Below are 22,190 nucleotides of genomic sequence, written 5' to 3'. Positions count from 1 at the left end.
GTTATCTAGTCCGATAACCCCCAGGAATGTACCGAGTCGTTCTGCTGTGGGCCGCCCTATTGGGTGGTCCCCTCTTTGCCCAACAACCCTTCACCTTCACCACCAAAACCCAGCCCGCCGGAGCGGAAGCCGGGGGCGGAATGGCCCGGATGGTCCTGGACCTGCCGGCCCTGCGGCGGCAGCTTGCGGAAAAGCGACTGACCCTGGACCTGCCCCTGCCCGACGGTACGTATGCCACCTTCACCGCGGCGGAAAGTAGCGTCTTCGCACCCGCGCTGGCCGCCCGCTATCCCCTTATCGGCAGCTACCGGGTCGAAGGGCCCTGGGGCGCCGGTCGCGTGGCCATTTCGCAGAAGGGAGTGGACGCCCTCCTGTACGGTCCCGCCGGTAGCTACGTCATCGAGGCGATCGGTACCGGCGACGGGTACCGGGCGTACTACACCGCCGGTGAGCATGACCCCGCCTACGACCTGCCGCTGGCCTGCGGCTACGACCCCGCCGACCCCCGGAACGTACCCGGTGACTTGCCGGCAAAGCCCGCTGCCGTGAAAGGACGGGCCAAGCGCGGCAACGACGCCCAGGAACTGCGCGTCTACGACATGGCCGTCACTAATACCGGCGAGTTCGCCACGGCCGTCGGTGGAACCAAGGAAGACGTGCTCGCCGCATTCAACACGGCCATCAGCACGGTCAACGTCATTTTCGAGCGGGAGGTAGCCGTGCGCATCAACCTCCTGCCCGTGTCCGAGGAGCTTATTTACCTGGACCCCGAGACGGATCCCTTCAAGGAGGCGAACAGCGGCATCGGGCTGCTGCCCCAGGTCATCGAGGCGTTCCTGGAGAACGATATTCCCGCGGGCAGCTACGACCTGGGCCACGTATTCACCGGCCGCTGCGGCGACGTGGGCGGCGTCGTGGGCGGCCTGGCCTGCAGCGGCAGCAAGACCCGCGGCGTCACCTGCCTGCAGGGCGGCAACGTGGCGAATACGGCCCGGCGCATCATGGCCCACGAGCTGGCGCACCAGTTCAGCGTCAGCCATTCGTGGAACCAGTGCCCCTCCAGCGCGAATCAACGCGCCGAGTTTACCGCCTACGAGCCGGGCTCGGGATCGACGATCATGTCGTACGCCGGTGCCTGCGGCGACCAAAATATCGGTGGCTTCGATGCGTACTTTCATACCGCGAGCCTGCAGCAGTTCCTGCACTTCACCGGCCGGGCCGGGGCGGCCGGCTGCGCCACCGTAATCGAAACCGATAACCGGACGCCCGAGGTACAGCTGGACTACACGGACGACTTCTTCATCCCACAGAACACCCCCTTCCGCCTCACGGGTACGGCCACCGACGCCAACGATCCGGCGGACCAGCTCACCTACACCTGGGAAGAGTTTGATCTCGGGCCGGCAACCAATCTCTACGAAGCGGAGGGCAACGCACCCATCTTCCGCTCCGTAGCGCCGTCCGCCGAAGGCAATACCCGCTACTTTCCCCGCGTCGACCGCGTGGCCAACGGAATCCAGACGAAGGACGAGGTGCTGCCTACCTACGAGCGTGACCTCACCTTCCGGCTCACCGCCCGCGACAACAACGAGGCGGCGGGTGGCGTGGAGTGGGCCGCCGTCAGCTTTCACGTTGCCGAGTCCGGTCCCCTCACCGTGAACGAGCCGGAAGTCAACGCCGAAGGGGCCTGGCAGGAGGGCGAGTACCGGGAAGTCACCTGGAACGTGAACGGCACCGACGAAGGCCCCGTCAACGCCCGCACCGTCGATATCCTCCTCAGCCGCGACGGCGGGCTCACCTTCGACGAGGTGCTCGCCGCGGGCGTGGCCAACAACGGCAGCACCTTCGTGACCGTACCGGACGGAGCGGGCGACGCCATGCGCATCATCGTGGCAGCGTCGGATAACATCTTCTACAATATGCACGCCGCGGATTTCAGCATTACTCCGGCTACGGAACCTACGTATACCCTGGACGCCGACCTGCGCTACGCCGACGTTTGTCAACCCGCCACCGTCACCACCACCTTCACCGTCGGTGACGTAGGTGATTTTACCGACCCCGTCACGCTCACGGTCGACCCGGCTGACCTGCCGGCCGGGCTGAGCGCCGACCTATCGCATACCCAGGTACTGCCGGGGCAGACGTCCGTCCTGACGCTCGATATCTCTCGGGTGACCCGCAGTGGTCGCATCGTGGTGCCCGTCACCGTTACTAGCGCGGGCCTGCAAGACAGCCGTAGAGAGATCGTCCTGGACGTGGTTTCCGACGATTTCAGCGACCTGGCGCTGACCGGGCCGGAAGAAGGAACGGAGGGCATCGGCCTGTCGACCGAATTCAGCTGGTCCCCCGCCCGCAACGCCGAATCCTACGACGTAGAGGTAGCCACCTCACCGGCCTTTACCGATGCGGTACGCTTCGCCTCGGCTTCCCGGCAGGCGGATACCCTCTTTTCCCCGGAGGCCTACTTCACCGCTAATACCGTCTATTATTGGCGCGTACGCCCCCGCAATGAATGTGGAGCCGGACCCTGGACGGAAACGGCGAGCTTCCGCACGGTTGGCAATCGCTGCGTGGCCTTCACCCCCGCCGATACGCCGGTGCCCCTGCCCGGTACCGGAGCCGGCGTTACCCGGCAGTCCACGATCACGGTGCCCGACCACGGGGTGCTCAGCGACCTGAACATTCCGGGGCTGAAGATCAATTACCAGTACACTTCTGACGTGACCGTGAGCCTGACGAGCCCGGCCGGGACCACGGTTACGCTCTTCCGCGAGCAGTGTTTCAGCGCCACCGGTATCGACGTGGGCTTCGACGACCAGGCACCCGAGCTCCTGGCGTGTCCGCCCCTGGACGGGCGACTCTACCGTCCCCTGGATTCCCTGTCGGCCTTCGACGGGGAAGACGCCTTCGGGGTATGGACGCTCGCCGTCACCATCAAGGAGACAAACGGTGCCGCCGGACAGCTCGTCGGCTGGTCGCTCGAAGCCTGCACCGACGCTGCGGCGCCCGCCCCGGTGATCATCGTCAACGAACCTACCCTGGTCCGGCCCCTGGGGCGCAATCCGGTCGTACGCAGCGACCTGGAGATCGCTACCGGCACGGACGCACCGGCCGCTACCACTTACCGGATTACCCGCCTGCCCGCCGACGGCCGGCTGGAGCGGGCCGGTCAGGTACTGGTGTTGGGGGATGCCTTCACTCAGGCTGACATCAACGACGGTCTGCTCATTTACGAGAACCTGGACTCCACCGGCGCCCGCGACAGCTTCGGTTTCGTCGTCACCACCGCGGCGGGGGGCTACCTGCCCGTGACCTCCCACGAGATCACCCTGACGGCCGACGCCATAAATCCCGTTCGCTCTCCGGATGCACTCGACGCTTCGCTGACAATCTATCCCAACCCTACGACCGATCGGGTGCAACTGCGCTGGTCGCCCGCAACGGCCCGTTCCGTGGCGATCGAGCTGTACGACCCCACCGGTCGGCGGGTGCTCCGGCAATCGGCCCGGTTGAGCGACGGAGAGGCAAGCCTCGACCTGACCGCGCTGCCCGGCGGCCTGTACGTACTTCGGCTGGGAAGTACGACCCGCCGCGTGGTGAAATACTAAGCTTCGGAGACGGCCCGGGATAACCCGTCGACCACCTCCTCGATGAAGTGGCGGTGAACGATGGTGTTCTTCTCCTCCCGGTTGATGATGTTGGTAGGTAATTCCTCGCCGTATCGCTCGCGTAGGTCGCCCCGAGTATGGGCGTAGATCAGGACCGGAATCCTTTTCCAGTCCGGGTCCTCGGCGAGCAGGGCGGCAAAGTCGAGGCCACGCAGGCGGTCGTTACCCTTCTCCTCGCGGCGGGTCACGTCGGAGATGATGAGGTCGATCTGGGTGGTAGGGTCGTCGTTGAACTTGTTCTTGTTCATCAGCAGCTGCATGGCCTCGTCGCTGGTTCGCACGATGTAGCAGAAGGTGTGCAGCCGGTCGAGGATGGCGAGGGGCAGGGCGTAGGTGAAGGCATCGTCGATCCAGAGGACGTTGTACGGCTCGGGGCGTGCCTTGATCTGCCCGATCTTCTCCTCCAGCGCGGCGTCGTTGCGGATGCCGAGTACCTCGAGGATTTCTCCCAGGTCGCGGAGATCGGAGAGTTCCCACATGACGGGCTTTATCCGGCGCAGCAGATTGGCCTTGATGGTATCCTTATAGTCCGACCAGTTGAAGCGCCGCAGGAACCGGCTCGCGGCCTGGGCACCCCGGCGGAACAATTTCAGTTTTTCATCTTCCGAGATATTGAAGTCGATCCAGCTGAAGCCGTCAACGTCGACGTACTCGACGAGGTCCTTGTACTCCGGGTGGTTGCGGATGAACTCGAAGTCCCGCAGGTTGCGTACCCCATCGGTCATGCTCCTGAGGAAGTCGGCCAGGGTATCCACGCCGCGGGCGCAGTTGCGGTCTACGCCGAGCTTGACGCCGATGGTAGGCCGCTGCGGGATGATGTCGGCTTCGTGGAACAGGTCGATCGGGAAGTTGGACATGATGCCTCCGTCGACGAAGAGGATCTCCTCCGGCAATTCCCCGGTGTAGTCGGCCACCGCGCGCCACTGCCGGCGCATCTCGTTCTCGCGGCCCTCCGTCCAGGCCAGTGAGATACGCTTTGGCTCGAAGAAAAAAGGAATCGACATCGACGCGCGTACGAAGCCGGCGGGGTTTTCCGCTTCCGGGCAATCGTAGTACAGGTGGGCCATTCGGGGAAACTCCACCTTGGTCTGGGTGGTGATATCGGCCGCTACGATCGCGATCTTGGGCGCCAGCTCCTCTGCCGTGATCTTCCGCCGGCGCTTGCCGTAGGTGCTCACGTGCTCCAGGTCGTCCGGCAGGTTACAGAGGTTGCGGCTTAAGCTTTCCCAGTCCTTGTGTTGGAGGATTTCCGAGAGCCACGTTTCGAAGTGCTGACCCGAGTTGATGCCGAGTTTCCCTTTGATTTCAGCGAAGTTGGTCACTAAGTGGAGGTACAGCTGGATCCGGTTGCCGGACTCGATGGCCTGCGTGAGCTGCTCCGCATCGAAGCCGCCATCCACGAATTCCATGAAGTTCTTGTCCGCGATCTTTGCCAGTACACGACCGCTCTTGCGCTCGGCCGGCGTACCGAGGTCCGCCATGAGCAGGGCATTGATCGAACCGGCACTCGTGCCGCCGAGGCTGAGAAACCGCAGGCCCATCTCCTCCAGCACGTACGTAAAACCGACCAGTGCGATGCCCAGGATCCCGCCGCCTTCCTGCACCAGGTTGACGTACTGATGGCCCTCCCCGTCGAAGATGTCCGAGTACCGGAAGCGGTCGCCGCGTTTCCTGCGGAACTCGTGGAGGTCCTCGATAATGTCAAATACGTGCTGCTCGTAATCGTGGGTATGCATGGTCGGAGGGGGGTAGAGGTCCACACCCTAAGTTACCAAATCAAAACCGGGCGCGGACGCGGGTGCGGGGCGGTTCAGCACGGCCGGAATCGGAGCCGGGGGGCGCCGCAATACGGTAGAAAGTCAGGAGGCAAATGCCGGGAGAAGGAAATGAGCCCGAATCTTCGTCGACAACGGCGGATCGGTGCCCGGGGTGCCGCTACGGGCGGCGGATAGCGCTTGGAGCTACCCCAGTTCTTCGCGCATCCGCTGCACCTTCCGCTCGAGAAAGTAGCGCCAGCCGACCAGACAAAACAGGAAGAAAAAGTTGAGGGGCACGTACAGGATCAGGGTGAAGCGCACCCAGGTGTATTCCCAGAACAGGAAGTACAGCGCGGCAACGCAAAACGTACGCATTAGGTATAGGGCGTACTTCTTCCGCCGGTAGGCCGGAGAAAGCATGGTGTTCTCGCGGGAGGTATAGTGCTTGCGCATGAGTTTAAGCCGTGAATCGTAGAGGTTTTTAGCAGGGTCCAAAATCGGTAGGTGTAAAGCGTGTTAAAATAGGGTTAGTCGGTAGGATAACAAATTTCTGGGTAAAAATTGAGGGTTGCAAGTATTAGATGTTCTGATTTTGAAATTTACGTCCTCACTACCGCCAAAAAGTGGTCAAACACCCTGTTCCGGGTTGAAAAACGGGTGGGCTATATTTGCGCCCCAACCATTCAGCCCCTCCGCATGCCTGGCCGCAATAAGCTGCAAAAGTTTGCCGAAGTCCTTCAGATGCCCAATGTCTACGAAAGCTTCAACCCGACGCAGCCGGAGTTGACGGGCGCCGGAGGCACCCTGACCGACCTGCGCGGCCGCTGGGCCGCCGACCACTTCGGCAACGATCACCCCATCACCCTGGAGCTGGCCTGTGGCCGCGGTGAATACACCCTGGATCTGGCCCGGCAGTACCCCGAACGCAACTTCATCGGCGTGGACATCAAGGGGGCACGCATCTGGAAGGGGGCCAAGACCGCCCTGGCCGAAGGGCTCGACAACGCGGCCTTCCTACGTACCCGGATCGAGGTGATCCGCCACTTTTTCGCGCCCGGGGAAGTGGAAGAAATCTGGATCACCTTTCCCGACCCCTTCCTCAAGAAGGGCAAGGAGAACCGCCGCCTCACCGCCGCCCAGTTTCTCCGGCAGTACCGCAGGATCCTCCACCCCGGGGGTGTCGTCCACCTCAAGACCGACAGCCGCGAGCTTTACGACTGGACCCTGGAATCCTTCGCCGACCAGCCCGCCGTAGACCTCCTCTACCACGACGACGACATCTACGCCAAGGACCTTCCCCTCCCGGAACTCGCCACGGAAACCTACTACGAGCGCATGCACAAGAACCTCGGCAAGACGATCACTTACCTGCGTTTCCGCATCGGGGCAGGGGAGATCGTGGGGGGCAAGGAGATGCCGGTGGGGTAGTAGTTGCGTCGTGGAGTTGTTGGGTTGTTGCGGTTCCCGTTTATCACTTGCCCCTCGCGTTGCTCGGGTGGTTGCTGGTTGCTGGTTTTGGGGCTCGCTTTGCTCGGGCGGTGGCGGGTTTAGTATTGAGGGTTCTCGTCTAACTCCGGTGGATTCGGGGTGCGGGGTACATTCCTCGATTTACGCGAGATGATAAGACTACCAGGATTCTATTCTTACTGGAGGCGTACTTTCGCTCCCTGCAGTAGTTGCCGTGAGCAAAGCAATACGAGCCAACCCGCAACCCGCAACCCGCAACCCGCAACCCGAAACCCGCAACCCGCAACCCTAAACCCGAAACCCTAAACCCTAAAACTGAGCAGTAACCTGCGCCCGCCCCACATGCACCACGTTAGCCTCCCCGGTTTGCCGCCCGTCGTAGAGGAGGTTAAGTTGCAGGTATTCGCCGAGGGTCTGGGTGACGCTGACGTTCCAGAGGAGGTTGCGGCCAGGCTGTAGCCCCTGGAGGAGGGCGAAGCCGACGGGACTGCCGGAGCGGCCATTTTGGAAATCAATCTGCACCCAGCTGAATCCGGCGTTGATCCAGTTGCGGTAGTTGCCGGTGAAGCGGGCTTCCCGCCGCAGGGTGAATTCGCCGTTGCCGGTTTCCAGTACGTTCTCTTCGCGGCCGATCACCAGGGTGGTGTTGATACTCACCTCTCCCGGTTGCCAGTTGACGCCGGGCTCCAGGCGGCTAAAGACGATCTTGAAGTCCTTCTCATCGAAGCGCTCCGAATCCGCCTCCCGCCGCCCTGTGATGCCCGCGGCCTCCAGGCTCAGCTGGTCATTGGGCCGGTAGCGAAAGCGCAGCTCCCAATCCTCCCGGCGGCTGCTCTCGTAGCCGGTGGTGAGCACGCGGCGGTTGCGCTGCTCGTCGTTGCTGAGCTGTACGTCGTAGCGCGGATTGGCCCGGTTAAAGAATAGCCCGTGGCGGCGGCGGACGGTCAGGGCGACCAGGTTGCTGTCGGCCACAGCAAGCTGGAAAGGGTTCCAGGGCAGGATGTCGTCGGCTTCCTGGGTCTTACGGTCGATGTTGATCGCCGTATTCAGCGCGAAGCGACGGAGGAATTCGCGAACGCCCCCCACGTCCCGCCAAACGCGGTCCGGATCCCAGTTGAAGCGCTGGTTGAGGCTCACGTTGTCCGTTCGGATGAAGTTGTTGTTGAATACGCTCACCCTTATGTAGTCGGCAATGTCGGGGAAGGGCGACAACACCACCTCGTTGGGCTGTATGCGCCCGTCGTTATTGTAAAGGCTGTCCTGCCAGATATACTGCCCCTGCCCCGGCCCCACGTACAGGTACTGGAAGTCCACCCGTGGCTCCTGGCCGCTGCCTACCTGATAGGTCGTCTGACTGGTGAAGGCGCGCTTTAGGGCCTCGGTACGCACATCGAACCGGCCGAGAAAGGTGGAGCCGGGTCGGTCCTCGACCAGGTCCTGCCCGGGGACGGCCAGTTCGCGGTATGTCAGGTTTCCCCCCAGTTGCAGGTTTCTTCCGGCCTGGAGCTTCCCCTCCGCGGCGACCTCCCGGGCCGAGGTACTGGCCCGTAAGGCGGTCGCGTCGGGCAGGTAGTCGTCGCGCAGGCTGGCGCTGAGGGAGAAACCGTACCGCTCGTTTTCCGGCGCGCTGAGGCCGAGGGTATAACGGTCGTACTGGAACGACAGCGGGGAAAGGGTATCCGCGTCAAGTGATCGGCGCACCGACTTCTCGCCGGCGTAGGCTGCCGCCAGCTCCCATCCCCCCCAGCGCTCGAAGGTCTTGCCGACCTGTAAGCTGGGTCGGCGGAAAGTCCCGACGCTCGCCGTATCCCGGCTGTTCAGCAGACTGAAACTACCCGCCGCCGACCACCCCGCCGCCGCCAGCTGCAGCAGGCCCTCGTGGCGTTCCCCCCGGTAGTCCTCCCCACGAACGAACTGCTCGTAGTCGTAGTCGATCCGTCCCAAGTTCTTGCGCACCAGCCCGAAGCCGCCGCCCGCCAGTTGCTCCTGGGCGGCATCCGGCCGTATGGTGCTCAGGCGGTTACTTAGGTTCCAGTTCCGGTAGAATTCGGGAGAGCGGTAAGGGTTGATGAAATTGAAGGTTTGCTCCACCAGCTCGTAGCGCCCCCGGCCGGCGATCGCCCAGCCGCTGCTGTCGGAGCCTATTTCCAGGGTCCGGTCCGCCTCCACCCGCAGGGCGTGCCCGACGTCGTCCGCGTCGTTGAGGTCGCTGAAGCGGTTGAGGTCCACCCGGCTGCGGCTGCCCTCCACGCGTACCCCGCCCTCCCCCCGGAAGCGGTATTCCCCACCGACGGCAACCAGCTGCTGCTGCCGGGGAGCCACCAGGTCGATCTCAGGCACGAAACGACCCAGGGGGCTGCAGCCCTCGTCGTAGCCGACGAATACGTACACCCGCTCGTTCGCCGGCCGGCCGGGGTCCAGGGCGTAGGGGCCGCCGCCGGGCCCCCGGTCCGTAAAGGTGGCCACGTAGCGGCCCCGTTCCGCGTCGGTGCTGCTCAGCAGGTACGACTGGGTGACGGCGCAGCCCACTACTGTGTCGCGTAACTCGTAAGTGGCCCGCAGCTCTGCCCTTCCCTCGAGCGTATCGATGCTGGATACCGGGATACCGTCCGGATTATCGCCGGCCAAGCGCAGGCTCTCGCGCTGCTCGTCGGTGAGCTGCAGGTCGCCGGTGGCCGTCTTGCTGTCCTGCTGGGAGTACAGGTTCACGTAGCCGGTGAAGCGGCCCTTCGTGTACCGGCTGCTGCCCGCCGTAAGGGTGCGCAGGTACCGCTGATCGGCGTATTCGTACTCCACGGTGATGCGGGCGTCGCGGGTGATGAGGCGGCGGGTGGTGAAGGTCAGCTCGGCCAGGTTGTAGTCGATCACGTAGTCGGCGTCGAGTCCGCGTTGCAGCAGCATACCGTCCAGGTACACCCGTTCGGTGCCCGCCAGGATGATCAGAAAGCGCTGCTCCCCGTCGCCGGTCAGCTTGTACGGCCCCTGGTTACCCTCCCCGGGTGAGATGTTCTGGCGGATAAACTGGCCGCGGGCCACGGCGATGCTGGCGGAGTTGGCCCATTCCCCGTCTCCTTCCCCGAGCCCGCCGGTGACGGTCGTGAAGGTGGCTCCCTCCAGCTTTTTGTAGTAGCGCATGAAGTAGCCCTCCGGGTTCCGCAATTCGTAATCGCCCGCGGTGAGCTGGGTGCGGTCCTTGCGCAGCTGGATAAAGATCCGGTCGAACTCCCGCAATTGCTGCGTCGTCCCCTCGGGCTGTACGGGCAGGTTCTCGTCGGTGATGGCGGCAGCCACCTCGATGCCGTTGCCGAGTTCGCCATTGAGCTGCAGGTTAAAGGCCGAGTTGAGTACCAAATCCTGCCGGTTACCGAAACTGATCGCCCGGCTGAAGCTACCGCGGGTCTGCACCTTGGTATTGTTGTCCAGCAGACCGGAGCGCACGTAGGGGTCGTAGGCGCCGATGACTAGCCCGGCTTCCTCCTGCCGCAACCGCGTGGAGTCCAGCAGGGCCACCCGCTCGTCCAGCGCAAAGGGAAGGGCGCGGTAGCGCAGGTGCAGGGAATCGGGTACCGGCGTGCCCCGCCAGCGCAGATAGCGCCCGGTCAGGATGTAGTCCTTCTCCGGTACCCGCTGTCCGTCGAGCCCGAACACTTCCAGGCTTCCGGGAGCGAGCGTCAGCGTATCCAGCAGCTGCCCCGCCGGGTGCACCGCCACGGTTTTTTCCCGCAGGTTAGACAAGTCGGATCCCTGACCGGCGAGCATACCGGTACCAAGCAGGCAGAGGACCAGCCACAGGGGGTTTGGGATCACGGGGTTGTAACGTAGTCGGGTAGTTCTGTAGTCTTGTAGTGGCGCTCCCTTCGGTCGCTGGTAGTTCTGTAGTGGCGCTCCCTTCGGTCGCTAGTAGTTCTGTAGTGGCGCTCCCTTCGGTCGCTGGTAGTTCTGTAGTGGCGCTCCCTTCGGTCGCTAGTAGTTCTGTAGTGGCGCTCCCTTCGGTCGCTGGTAGTTGTTTAGCGGGAAACACAACTTGTCGAACGCGTCAGATATGCGCGGCTACAGAACTACCGTACTACAGAACTACCGTACTACAGAACTACCGTACTACAGAACTACCGTACTACAGAACTACCGTACTACAACACCCCCTTAGTACTAGGCAGCCGCATATTATCCACGTCCCGCCGCTTGGCCATCTTGATACTTTTGGCCAGGGCCTTGAAGGTGGCTTCGATCTTGTGGTGCTCGTTGTCGCCCTCCACGCGGATGTTGAGGTTGCAGCGGGCCCCGTCGGTGAACGACTTAAAGAAATGGTAGAACATCTCGGTAGGCATGTCGCCGATCTTCTCGCGGGTATACTTACAGTCCCAGACCAGCCAGGGACGTCCACCGAAGTCGATGCCCACGGCGGCCAGGGCGTCGTCCATGGGGAGGTAAAAGCCGTAGCGTTCGATGCCCAGCTTGTCGCCCAACGCGGCTTTGAACGCCTCACCGAGGGCAATGGCGGTGTCCTCAATAGTATGGTGCTCGTCGATGTCGAGGTCGCCCTGCACCTTTACCGTCAGGTCGCAGCCGGAGTGGCGGCCCAGCTGGTCGAGCATGTGGTCGAAGAAGCCGAGTCCGGTGTCGATGTCGGTAGTTCCCGTACCGTCGAGGTCCAGTTCGATGGCGATGTCCGTTTCCTTGGTGGTGCGGCGAACGGTGGCCGTGCGGTTCTCGAGGCGCAGGTAGTTGTAGATGTCTTCCCAGTCTGTGGTAATCAGGGCGATGGTGTCGTCGAGGTCGCTCAGTTGCTGTGCCGACAGTTCACCGTTGCCGAGTTCGGGATCGTTGGCCAGCCAGAACCCCCTGGCACCCATGTTCTTGGCCAGCTGCATGTCGGTGAGGCGGTCGCCCACTACGTAGCTGCCGGGAATGTCGTAGGTGTCGTCGGCAACGTACTTGTCTACCAGGCCGGTATTCGGCTTGCGGGTAGGCTGGTTGTCTTTGGCGTAGGTACGGTCGATCAGTTGCTCCCCAAATTCAATGCCCTCGGCGGCCAGGGCCCGCACCATGGCATTGTGGGTGGGCCAGAAGGTATCCTCGGGGAATTCCGCGTTGCCAAGCCCGTCCTGGTTGGTGATCATCACCAGCTTGTAGTCGAGTTCGCGCACGATGCGGCCGAGCCATCGGAAGACGCCGGGGTAGAAGTCGAGTTTCTCTACCGAGTCTACCTGGTAGTTGTCGGGCTCGAGGATGAGGGTGCCGTCGCGGTCTAGGAAGAGTAGTTTCTGGGGCATGCTTGAAGGGGTTAAACACGGAGTTTACACAGAGGTAGGGCACGGAGTTGCCACGGAGAACTTACAAAGGCCGCTCTGTGAATCCTCTGTGCAGTACCTCCGTGGCATCACTGTGTTTAAATAAATGCGTGAAGTGCCGCCAGGAGTTGATCGTTCTCCTCCGGCAGGCCCGCCGTGATCCGCAGGCAATTCTTGGCGTTCGGCTGGTAGCTCTGGTTGCGTACTACGATACCCTTATCCAGCAGGTACTTGTAGATCTTGTCGGAATCCCGGAAGCGCACCAGCAGGAAGTTGGTCACCGAGGGGAAGATGTGGTCCACAAAGTCCATCTCACCCAGCTCCCGCTCCAGGCGGCGGCGCTCGCTTTTCAGCAAATCCACCCGTTCCTGCATCTTTTCCGGTGCCGCCAGGGCCTCCAGTGCGGCGGCCTTGGTCAGTACGTTGATGTTGTAGGGCATCTTGATGGCCCGCAGCATAGTGACGATGTAGGTACTGGCGTAGGCGGCTCCGAGGCGGACTCCCGCCATGCCCCAGCCCTTGGACATCGTCTGGGTGATGATGAGGTTCGGGAACTCGTCGAGCCGTGGCAGGAAGCTCTCTTCGGGAATGAAGTCGATGTACGCTTCGTCCAACACTACGATACCGGGGAAACTGCGGATCAGGTCCTCCACCACGCCGGCGTCCATCAGGTTACCGCTGGGGTTGTTGGGGCTACAGAGCCAGAGCACCTTGCAGCTGTCGTCCCAGCTGTCCTTGAGCGTTTCTACCGGGATGGTGAAATCAGGCTGCAGTGTCACGGCACGGAATTCGGCGTCGTTGATGCCCGCGGCCACCTTGTACATGCCGAAGGTGGGCGGGAGGGCGACCACGGCATCCGCGCCGGGATTGCAGAATACGCGGGTCACCTGGTCCACGATTTCGTCGGATCCGTTGGCGATGAAGATGCGATCGGCGTCTACGTCCTTGATTTGCGCGAGCGCCTGGCGGATGTCGGTGCTCAGCGGTTCCGGGTAACGGTTCATGCCGTTGTCAAAGGGGCTTTCGTTGGCGTCGAGCAGCACATCGGCGCGGCCCTTGAATTCGGAGCGGGCGCTGGAGTAGGGGACGAGGGTACGGATGTTGGGCCGGACGAGGGCCTTGATCTTCTCGTCCGTCCAGGAAATGTAGTCGGTGGTGGTGATCATGATCTTAATTCGGTTAGGATAGGCTGGCCGCCGCGAATCCGTTGGCGTCCGTCAGGGGCAGTACCGGTACGAACACTTCTTCGCTGGCCTCCGGATCGTCCGGGCGGTAGTCGGCACCCATGCGCTCGAAGTGTGGCCGGGCGTTGTCGATGTAGTAACCCGACGACGGCATCCACACCTGCATCAGGTACTGGAGCGCGCGGCCGAAGTCCTGGGGTAAGCCCCGATAGGTAAAGTGGGCGTAGGTACCCCCGGGTAGCCGCAGGAGTTCCAAACCGTCCGGCAGGGTATCGTCGGCGTTGGAGAGGGCGACGGCGGCCCACTCGGTGTACTCGGTTTCGGGGGTCATCCCGGCTTCGGTCAGCTTTTCCGGGTACTGCCGCAGCGAATAGCGGTAGCTGTCCGCACGCGCCGAAACCTCCTGGATGCGCGGACCGAAGCTGCGCCACAGGTTGGGCGTTTCCGCCGCCGCGAGTCGGGTGGTTTGCGAGAGCCCCACAAGATTAAGGGGCCCGAGGTCCTGGACTTCGATGTCGATCATATCGTGGAGTTATGCTTTGGTTAGGTCGGCGATCCGCAAACTTACCGCATTCCGGTGGGCCCGCAACTGCTCCGCCTCGGCGAGGACCTCAACGGTGGGACCTAGGTTGCGGAGCCCGTCGGGAGTGAGTTCCTGAAAGGTGATCTTCTTCACGAAGCTGTCCAGGCTCACGCCGCTGTACTGGCGGGCGTAGCCGTAGGTCGGCAAGGTGTGGTTGGTACCGCTGGCGTAGTCGCCCACGCTTTCGGGGGTGTGGTACCCCAAAAATACGGAGCCGGCGTTGCGGATTCCCCCGGCGAACGTCCGGGCGTCGGCCATGCCGAGGATAAGGTGCTCCGGCGCGTAGGCGTTGATGAAGTCGGCCGCCCCCCTCCATTCGGGGAAGACGACCGCCAGGCTGTTGGCGATGCTGCGCTCGGCGAGGTCGCGACGCGGCAGGTCCGCGAGCTGACGCAGCATCTCGTCCCGTACCGATTCCGCCTTCTGCCGCCGGTCGGTGACGAGCACGACCTGGCTGTCGGGCCCGTGCTCGGCCTGACTGAGCAGGTCGGCGGCAGCGTGGGCATCCGCCGCACCTGCGTCCGCGCACACGAGCACCTCACTGGGCCCCGCGGGCATATCGATGGCCAGCCCCTGGAGCTGGGCCAGCTGCTTGGCTACGGTCACGTAGGCATTGCCGGGTCCGAAGAGCTTGTAGACCTGCGGTATAGTGGCCGTCCCGTGGGTCATGGCCGCGATGGCCTGGGCGCCCCCGACGCGGAATATCTGCGTGATCCCGCAGAGGCGGGCGGCGTAAAGGATGGCGGGGTGAATGTTGCCGGACCGGTCGGGCGGCGAGCAGAGCACGATCTCCCGGCAACCCGCGAGCCGGGCCGGGACCGCCAGCATCAGTACCGTGCTGAACAGGGGAGCCGTGCCGCCCGGAATGTAGAGGCCGACCCGATCGATGGCCCGGCTTTCCCGCCAGCACAGGACGCCCGGCATGGTCTCCACCACTTCTTCCTGCAACTGCTGGCTCTGGTGGAAGGTCTCGATGTTCTGCCTGGCGGTCTGGATGGCCTGCTTCAGCTCCTCGGGCACCTGGCGCTCCGCGGCGTCGATCATGGCCGGGGAGACGGCGAAGTCGCGCAACTCGACCTTGTCGAAGCGGGCGGTATAGTCGCGCAGGGCATCGTCGCCGCGGTACTTGACCGCCTGCATGACGGCGCGCACAATCTCCTCGAGATTCTCCAGGTCGTTGGCCGGGCGCTGCAGGAGGGGCTCCCAGGCGTCGGCGGCGGGGTTGTCGTAGATCTTCATGCTTAGAGAATCATTTTTGCAATGGGTACGATGAGGATACCTTCCGCTCCGGCGGCGCGGAGGCGGTCGATGATGTCCCAGAACTTATCCTCGGCGATCACGGTGTGGACGCTCGACCAGCCCTCCTCGGCGAGGGGCAGTACGGTGGGGGAGCGCATGCCGGGAAGCATTTCGGTGACCTGCCGGATGCTGCCGTTAGGTACGTTCATCAGCAGGTACTTCTGGTTGCGGGCGGCAAGGACTGATTTTACGCGGAACACCAGCTGATCGAGGATTGCGCGGCGGGCGTCGTCGATGCGGGGGCTGGCGGCGATGACAGCCTCGGATTTCAAAATGATGTCCTGTTCCTCCAGTCCGTTTTTAAACAGGGTACTGCCGGTGGAAACCAGGTCACAGATCGCGTCGGCCAGGCCGATATTGGGGGCGATCTCCACCGAGCCGCTGATCTCGTGGATCTCGGCGTCGATGTCGTGTTTTTTCAGGAAGGCCCGCAGGCTGTTGGGGTAGCTGGTGGCGATCCGGCGGCCATTGAGGCTTTCGGGACCACTGTACTGGCTGCCGCGGGGGGTCGCCAGGCTTAGGCGGCACTTGGAAAAGCCTAGTTTCTGCACTACCTCCGCGTCTTTTTCCTTCTCGATGAGGGTGTTCTCGCCGATGATGCCGATGTCGGCCACGCCGTCCTGGATGTACTGGGGGATGTCGCTGTTGCGCAGGTACAGTACCTCGGCGTTGAAGTTGCGGGCCGGGGCCTTGAGCTGGTCGCGGCCGTTATCGATCTTGATGCCGCATTCCTTGAGCAGCTCGATGGACTCGTCGAGCAGGCGGCCTGATTTCTGAACGGCAATACGGAGGGGGGGCGTGGTTGGCATTTGTGGGGAAGTGCGGTTGTTCTGTGGTAAATGGCCCCGGGGAGTCCGCCGGCGGCAGTGCATGGGCTATTTCCCAAACAGAAAGGGAACAGGGTAAAAACAAAGAGGTCCGCCGGGCTTTCCCGGCGGACCTCTGAGCAATAGGTTTGTGGAGTATAAAGTTTATCGCACCAAACTACCGCTCGCCGACGGGGCGAGAAACGACGGAATGATGATGGTGAACTCCAAGAATCATGTGGTGTGGGGCGGAATCGAACCGCCGACACATGGATTTTCAGTCCATTGCTCTACCAACTGAGCTACCGCACCTGATATCGCTCGTTTCCCGGGCATTCCCGGTTTAAGCGGATGCAAAGGTAGGAATAAGCGGACAAACCTTGCAAGCCGATGGCGGAAAAACTTCTCCGACCCACTTTACCGCCCCGCGCTTTGCGGCACCGGTACCCCGACGGCGCGGCAGGCCTGCTCCAGGTGCCGCCAGTCGTGGTAGGTCAATAACCGCAGGGCATCGCCCAGCCGCAGGCGGATGATCCAGGCCAGCGGCGAACGGATTTTGACGCGGTTCAGGTCAACCTCCCGGGCACGTTCGATAAAGTTTCGCAGCTGCCGCTCGTCCGCCAGGAACCGATCGAGAATCGAGCGGTCGAGCACGGCACCCCGTGGGTTCATCTTTTTGGTGGTCGGTACCGGCCGGGTTCCCTGAACCGGCTTCATGCTGCTCGCCAGTTTGTTGCCGATCCAGGTACTGGTGAAGGTGGCAACCGCCGGTTTGTCACCGGCCGCTTCCAGCGCGGCAAAGATGCGCGCGTGGTAGGGGCCGTTCAGGCGGTTGAGGTGTTCCAGGCACTCCAGCGCGTTCCAGCGGTCGGCCGCGGGCCGCTTCCGCAGCTGCTCCGTAGGCAACTGGGCCAGGGTACGGGCCAGCGAAAGATTTTCTTCGGTGCGCGTTTCCAGATGGTCGAGGAGTTCGGTGGCTGATCTTGCTTTCATGCTTACAAAAGTAGGGGGGGCGTCGGGGGGCGATCTTGATCCAACGCAAGATTTAGCCCGCGCCCTTCTTTAGACGCGACAGGGTTTCCGGCGTCATCCGCAGGTAGTTGGCGATGTACTTGGCCGGCACTTCCTGGAACAGCCGGGGGCTTCGTTCCAGTACCCGGCGGTAGCGTTCTTCCGGACTGGGGGTGAGCAGGTCGATCTCCCGTTCCAGCAGCCCGCAGATCAGCCATCCCAGGGACGCCTCGTAGGCCGCATGCCGATCGGGGTCCGCGCGCATGAAATCGTGGTAGGCTCCATAGTTTGCTACCCGGAGCACGCTCTTGCGGAGCGCCTTGATACCGAACTTCGAAGGTTCCCCACCGACCTGGCTGTCGATGGCCGCGACTACCTCGCCCGCGTATCCGAAGCGCGTACACTGCTCCTCGTCGTTGATCACCACCGTGACCACGAGGGTCCCGCTCTCCACGTAGTAGAGGTTGCGATCCCGCTGTCCGGCGAGCATCAGGTACTCGCCGCGCCGCAGGGTACGGTGGCCGGTGAAGAGGCCCGCCTCGTCCAGGAGCTGTATCAGAGTCTGCACCGCTAATCGTTGGTCGGTTGTGGCTTCACCCCGGCCTTGTACTCCTCCCCGAAGCCCGAATTGTTCGGTTCGTATGGCGTGACGAATTCCGCCTTCACTCCGCCGCCCGGAATTTCACTTTCCCGGCGGAGCGCCCAGTAGATGCCGTTGAGGGCGAGTTTGCGCATCGACTCCTCCCTGAAGTCGAAGGGGTGGCCGAGCGTAGTGAAGAAGACCCGGGCCGCCCGGCCGCTGTCGCCCGTGTAGGTCTTGGTCCAGGCGACAGGGTTGTCGAGCGGAAACTCGTCGAGCCGACCCTCCGCCTCGTGGTTGGAACGCAGGCTGTGGCCCATCAGCAGCGGTTCGCTGTCGCCGCTCAGTTTCCAGTCGCCGCCGTCGACGTGGTAGAGCCAGGAGTAGGCCTCGAAGGGCTTCACGCCGTTGAGGATGGGGCTGTCTGCGCGTGCGTCGACCAGCGTGACATCGGTCAGGCGGCCGTGGCCGTCGGCGAAGTGCCCGTGGTGGGTGATCCACTGTTGCCCGAAGACCTTCGTGGGCCACGCGTTGTTCAGCACCATCAGGCTGCTGTCCTGCGGCTCGGTATAGCGGAAGGCGTGGGTGGACGTCCGGAACCCCACTATGGGGCGCCCGCTCTCGGCGTAGTCGGTGATCTTGCGGGCCTGGTCGGCGGGCAGCTGCCGGAAGCGGGTGAAGACCACCATCAGGTCGGCGTCCGCCAGCTCGTCGAGCTCGCTGATGTGGTACACGTTATTGGGGGCGATGTAGCCCGCGCTGTCCAGCGAGTAGCCCACCACGGTTTCGGCGCCCAGCTCCCGCTCTAAGATGGCGGCCAGCATGGGCATGGATTCCTCGGAGCGGTACTCCTCGTCGCCGGTCACGAAGACGATCTTTGGTGGGGGGGTGCTTTCCGTGGCCGCTACCCTATCGGGGGTGGCGGGGCCGCAGGTGCAGAGGGCCGTGGCCAGGAGCAGGGCGAACAGGCTGCGTAGGGTATTCATCTTGGGTTATTTCTTCGTTGCTGCGGGGAAGGGATGTTCCTCCAGCAGGTCGCCGGCGCGGTACATCTCCTTCCGGCCGGCCGTGGCGGTCCGTATGGCGTCGATGTCTTCCGGCGCGATCATCGGCGCTTCGTTGCCGAAGGCGTTGCGCACGTAGGTGAGTACGGCGGCCATTTCCTCGTTGCTCATGAGGCCGCCGTAGGCGGTCATGGGTACCTGTCCGTCGTAGCTTTTACCGTTCACTTCCAGCGGACCGTAGAGACCGTGCATGACCAGCTTGATCAGGCGTTTCTTTTCCCCGGTGACCCACGGCGATCCGGCCAGGGGCGGATAGCCGGTGGCGGCCAGTCCCCGCCCGTCCTGCTGGTGGCAGGTGCCGCAGTAGCCCTCCCGCTCGAAGATCTCCTCGCCGAGCGCGTAGGCCCGGGCGATCGGGCTGTCGGGCTTCTCCGCTACGGAGGTGGCGGGCGCAACGTAGGCGTTGTTGTTCATCTGCGCGCGGGCGTTCAGCAGTACCTCGCGGCTGAAGGGGTCCAGCTCCTGCGCTTCGGCGGCGGCCAGCACGGGTTCTCCCGCGGCGGGAGGCAGCCAGCTGGCACCGACGATGGCCTCCATGCGGACCCGCGGGTGAGGATCCTTGGCGAAGGCGGTCAGCCGCTGCGTGTCATCCTCTAACTGGTAGCCCAGGTAACGGACCACGCGGGCGGCGGCGGCGCGCAGGCGGTAGTTTTCGGCGGTGCTCGCCGCGTCCAGCAGTTTCTCGTCTATGGAGTGCGCACCCCAGCTGACGAACAGGGCTTCGCGCACGTACTTCTCGTAGTTTTCGTCGTTGCGGTCGAGGTCCGCTACCCATGCCTTCAGGGCCGGCATTACTTCCGTGGCATCGTGCTCCCGCAATTCGCGGCGGGTACGGTAGCGGGCGCGGTACTCCGGCAGCTTGAGGTTATCTAGCAAGGTGGTCACCGAGGCTCCCTCCACCTCGGGCGCTTCGACCAGCGGCCGTTCCGGGTAGGTGATGCGGTAGATGCGTCCGTGGACGTGGTCGCGCAGGGGATCGCGGGCGTTGTGCTGCATGTGACCCACCAGGACGTTGTGCCAGTCCACGAGGTAGAGGCTCCCGTCGGGGGCGAACTCCATGTCCACGGGGCGGAAGTTGGGGTCGGTGCTCGTCACCAGGTCCTGCCGCCAGCGGGTGGTGAAGCCCGCGCCCTTGTCGATCACCCGGTGCTGCTTGGTACCCAAAAAGCCGATGGTATTGTTGATCAGCAGGTCGCCCTGCATCTCTTCGGGAAAGTGGCGGCTGGAGACGATCTCCAGTCCCGAGGTAGGCCGCACGCGGTGGTCGGGCTCGATGAGGTCCTCGGCCATCGGTGACTCTACGCCGTAGACGTTGCGCATCGTGGAGGGGAGCATCCATTGCACCCGCGGTCCGCTGGTGTGGGCGAAGATCGGTTGCCCCCATTCATCAAAGATGATGCCCCAGGGATTGGGGATGGAAATCTGGGCCGTCCGTTCCAGGTAGCGCCGTGCAGGGTCGAAGCGGTAGAAGCCGCCGTTGGTGCCGCGTACCGGTCCGTAGGGCGTCTCCACGTTGGTGTGGAGGAAGACGCCCTCACCCATATAGATGCCGCCGCCGGGGTCGGCCTCGTAGGCGCTGATGTTGTGGTGGGTATCGTGGTCGTCGAAGCCGCTCATCACGATCTCGCGGGAGTCGGCCCGGTCGTCGCCGTCGGTATCCCGCAGGAACATCAGGTTGGTACCCTGTGAGACGTACACGCCGCCGTTGGCAAATTCGAAGCCCACGGGCAGGTGGAGGCTGTCGGCCCAAACCTTGAGTTCGTCGGCCCGCCCGTCGCCGTCGGTATCCTCCAGGATGACCAGCTTATCGTTGGGCAGGGCGTCGCCGGGCTTGTAGTGGGGGTAGCTGGGCATGAGGCTGACCCAGAGGCGCCCCCGGTCGTCCCAGTTCATCTGGCAGGGGTTGGCCAGCTCGGGGAATTCCCGTTCCGAGGCAAAGAGCTCGATCTCGAAGCCCGGCGCCGTGGTGAAGGTAGCCAGGGCCGCTTCGCCGTAGAGGTACTCCACGGAGTCGGCCGGCTCCACGGCGTAGTTGGTTTCCACGGGGGGCAGGGGGAGCGTCCGCTGGTCTGCGGCGGCCTGGTCGTAGGTTTCCCCCCGCAGGTGGGCGCGGATCGCCGCGTCACGGTTGACGGTCAGCTGGCTCACCTTTTCCTTTTCGTAGGGGTAGTTGTCCGGCCCGTACGGGTTGTAGCGGCGGCCGTAGGCATGTACGCCGTTGGGCATCTTGAAGTCGAGGAGCCAGAAGTGATTCTTTTCCTTCACGCGGGCCAGTAACTCGGGATCCTCCTCCTCCGGCACGGAGCCAAAGAGTCGTCCCGAGAGAAAAGCGGCTAGTTTCCGGTAACCCGCGTCGTTAAGGCTGATGCCGTCGGTAGTTAGGCGTTCGCCCGCCGCCATCCAGTCGTGGGAAGGATGGTAGAGGTCGATGAAGGGCACGCCATTGTCGGCGGCGATATCGCCCATGGCCCGGGTATAGCGTTCCAGGTTCTCGTTCTCGGCCACGCCGTCGGGCAGGTCAAGTTCGGTGGAGTTCTCAAACGCCAGCGGTGAAATAAGGACCAGCTGCGGGGCACTCGCGTCATTGTACCGCTGTTGCTGGGTGTAGCGGATGAAGCTGTCGAGTTCCAGGGCGAAATTGGTAAGCCCTGCCGCACCGCCGTAGCTTTCGTTGAGGCCGAAGAAGGCGATCACCACGTCGGCGTTCAGGGAGTCGAGCCACTCGTCTTCCGTAGGAAAGAAGCCCTGGCTGCCGGTATTCCGGCTCAGGTCGGGATTGTAAGCCTCCGCCCCGGGAAAGGCCCACGGTGACGGCCGGCTGGCGTGGGGCCGGAAGCCGGCGGTATTGCCCGGGTCGCACATATTCCGGACGGTCAGGTTGGCCTCCGGATACAACTGGTAGAGCGCCGCCTCGAAGTGGCCGAAGTAGGACATCCGGCTGCACAGGTTATTCCCGATGAAGACAATGTTGTCTCCTTTCTCAATCGTCAGCATCGCTTCCCGTTCCTCACTACCGCAACGGGTGAGGAACGGGATAATCAGAAGGAGGAGTAGACTGGATCGCACGCTCAAATGTTATTCGTCCGAATATACAAAGCCGAAAGTTTCGGGCGGAGGGCCTCCAGGCCCGATGCCTACGCGAGCGCAGCGAGTGGCAGCGTGTTCGCGGGTATTTCCGGTGGCGCAGCAACGTAACTTCCTACTTTGTAGCGTTCGGGCCTGAGGCCTTCAACCCGATATACCCCGGGCGGAGGGCCTCCAGGCCCGATGCCCACGCGAGCGCAGCGAGTGGCAGCGTGTTTGCGGGTATTTCCGGTGGCGCAGCAACGTAACTTCCTGCTTTGTAGCGCTCGGGCCCGAGGCCCTCAACCCGATATACCCCGGGTGGAGGGCCTCCAGGCCCGATGCCTACGCGAGCGCAGCGAGTGGCAGCGTGTTTGCGGGTATTTCCGGTGGCGCAGCAACGTAACTTCCTGC

At 63.3% G+C, this 22,190-nt stretch carries 14 protein-coding genes and 1 tRNA gene; 2 read left to right on the top strand and 13 right to left on the bottom strand.

Annotation, left to right across the window (positions count from 1 at the left end):
• The first annotated feature begins 26 nt into the window (after nt 1-26).
• A complete protein-coding gene (locus DQG19_RS19895) occupies nt 27-3,611 on the top strand; it encodes a reprolysin-like metallopeptidase (protein WP_116128194.1) in 3,585 nt (1,194 codons plus the stop codon).
• Here DQG19_RS19895 and DQG19_RS19890 read toward each other — a convergent pair.
• On the bottom strand, nt 3,608-5,431 hold the full coding sequence (locus tag DQG19_RS19890; protein ID WP_157974617.1) for a patatin-like phospholipase family protein: 1,824 nt from the start codon (nt 5,429-5,431) through the stop codon (nt 3,608-3,610). The genes DQG19_RS19895 and DQG19_RS19890 overlap by 4 nt on opposite strands.
• A gap of 201 nt (nt 5,432-5,632) precedes the next feature.
• The gene (locus DQG19_RS19885) at nt 5,633-5,923 is read right to left on the bottom strand and encodes a hypothetical protein (protein WP_116128190.1); all 291 of its coding nucleotides are present in this window, start codon (nt 5,921-5,923) and stop codon (nt 5,633-5,635) included.
• 201 nt (nt 5,924-6,124) lie between these two features.
• On the opposite strand from DQG19_RS19885, the gene trmB reads away from it, so the two are divergent.
• Entirely contained in the window at nt 6,125-6,856 is a 732-nt protein-coding gene (gene trmB, locus DQG19_RS19880; protein WP_116128188.1) for a tRNA (guanosine(46)-N7)-methyltransferase TrmB, read from the top strand.
• Nucleotides 6,857-7,204: 348 nt separating this feature from the next.
• Here trmB and DQG19_RS19875 read toward each other — a convergent pair whose 3' ends face one another.
• The 11 genes from DQG19_RS19875 to DQG19_RS19825 form a co-directional block, all read right to left on the bottom strand.
• Nucleotides 7,205-10,702, bottom strand: coding sequence for a hypothetical protein (locus DQG19_RS19875; RefSeq protein WP_116128186.1), 3,498 nt, complete (start codon nt 10,700-10,702; stop codon nt 7,205-7,207).
• A gap of 323 nt (nt 10,703-11,025) precedes the next feature.
• Nucleotides 11,026-12,168, bottom strand: a complete 1,143-nt coding sequence (hisB, locus tag DQG19_RS19870) for a bifunctional histidinol-phosphatase/imidazoleglycerol-phosphate dehydratase HisB (RefSeq protein ID WP_116128184.1) — start codon at nt 12,166-12,168, stop codon at nt 11,026-11,028.
• Between the two features lie 116 nt (nt 12,169-12,284).
• Nucleotides 12,285-13,352, bottom strand: a complete 1,068-nt coding sequence (gene hisC / locus DQG19_RS19865; protein WP_116128182.1) for a histidinol-phosphate transaminase — start codon at nt 13,350-13,352, stop codon at nt 12,285-12,287.
• 13 nt (nt 13,353-13,365) lie between these two features.
• Nucleotides 13,366-13,893, bottom strand: a complete 528-nt coding sequence (locus DQG19_RS19860; RefSeq protein WP_116128180.1) for a GyrI-like domain-containing protein — start codon at nt 13,891-13,893, stop codon at nt 13,366-13,368.
• A gap of 9 nt (nt 13,894-13,902) precedes the next feature.
• Nucleotides 13,903-15,192 carry a histidinol dehydrogenase gene (hisD, locus tag DQG19_RS19855; RefSeq protein ID WP_116128178.1) on the bottom strand — a complete coding sequence of 430 codons (1,290 nt, stop codon included), beginning with the start codon at nt 15,190-15,192 and terminating at the stop codon, nt 13,903-13,905.
• A 2-nt stretch (nt 15,193-15,194) separates the two neighbouring features.
• Nucleotides 15,195-16,061, bottom strand: a complete 867-nt coding sequence (gene hisG, locus DQG19_RS19850) for an ATP phosphoribosyltransferase (RefSeq protein WP_116128175.1) — start codon at nt 16,059-16,061, stop codon at nt 15,195-15,197.
• 236 nt (nt 16,062-16,297) lie between these two features.
• Nucleotides 16,298-16,370: transfer RNA gene (locus DQG19_RS19845), tRNA-Phe, on the bottom strand.
• A 105-nt stretch (nt 16,371-16,475) separates the two neighbouring features.
• A complete protein-coding gene (locus DQG19_RS19840; RefSeq protein ID WP_116128173.1) occupies nt 16,476-17,051 on the bottom strand; it encodes a DinB family protein in 576 nt (191 codons plus the stop codon).
• Nucleotides 17,052-17,103: 52 nt separating this feature from the next.
• Nucleotides 17,104-17,637 (bottom strand): Crp/Fnr family transcriptional regulator, encoded by a 534-nt coding sequence (locus DQG19_RS19835; RefSeq protein ID WP_232826562.1) that lies wholly within the window; start codon nt 17,635-17,637, stop codon nt 17,104-17,106.
• A gap of 2 nt (nt 17,638-17,639) precedes the next feature.
• Nucleotides 17,640-18,635, bottom strand: coding sequence for a ThuA domain-containing protein (locus tag DQG19_RS19830; protein WP_116128171.1), 996 nt, complete (start codon nt 18,633-18,635; stop codon nt 17,640-17,642).
• A 6-nt stretch (nt 18,636-18,641) separates the two neighbouring features.
• Nucleotides 18,642-21,779, bottom strand: a complete 3,138-nt coding sequence (locus DQG19_RS19825) for a PVC-type heme-binding CxxCH protein (protein WP_198661820.1) — start codon at nt 21,777-21,779, stop codon at nt 18,642-18,644.
• Between the last annotated feature and the right edge of the window lie 411 nt (nt 21,780-22,190).

Origin of the sequence: Lewinella sp. IMCC34183, assembly GCF_003390915.1 — a bacterium.
GTDB lineage: Bacteria > Bacteroidota > Bacteroidia > Chitinophagales > Saprospiraceae > Neolewinella.
Note: the sequence above shows the minus strand (reverse complement) of the source record. Positions and strands in the feature narration are given on the sequence as shown.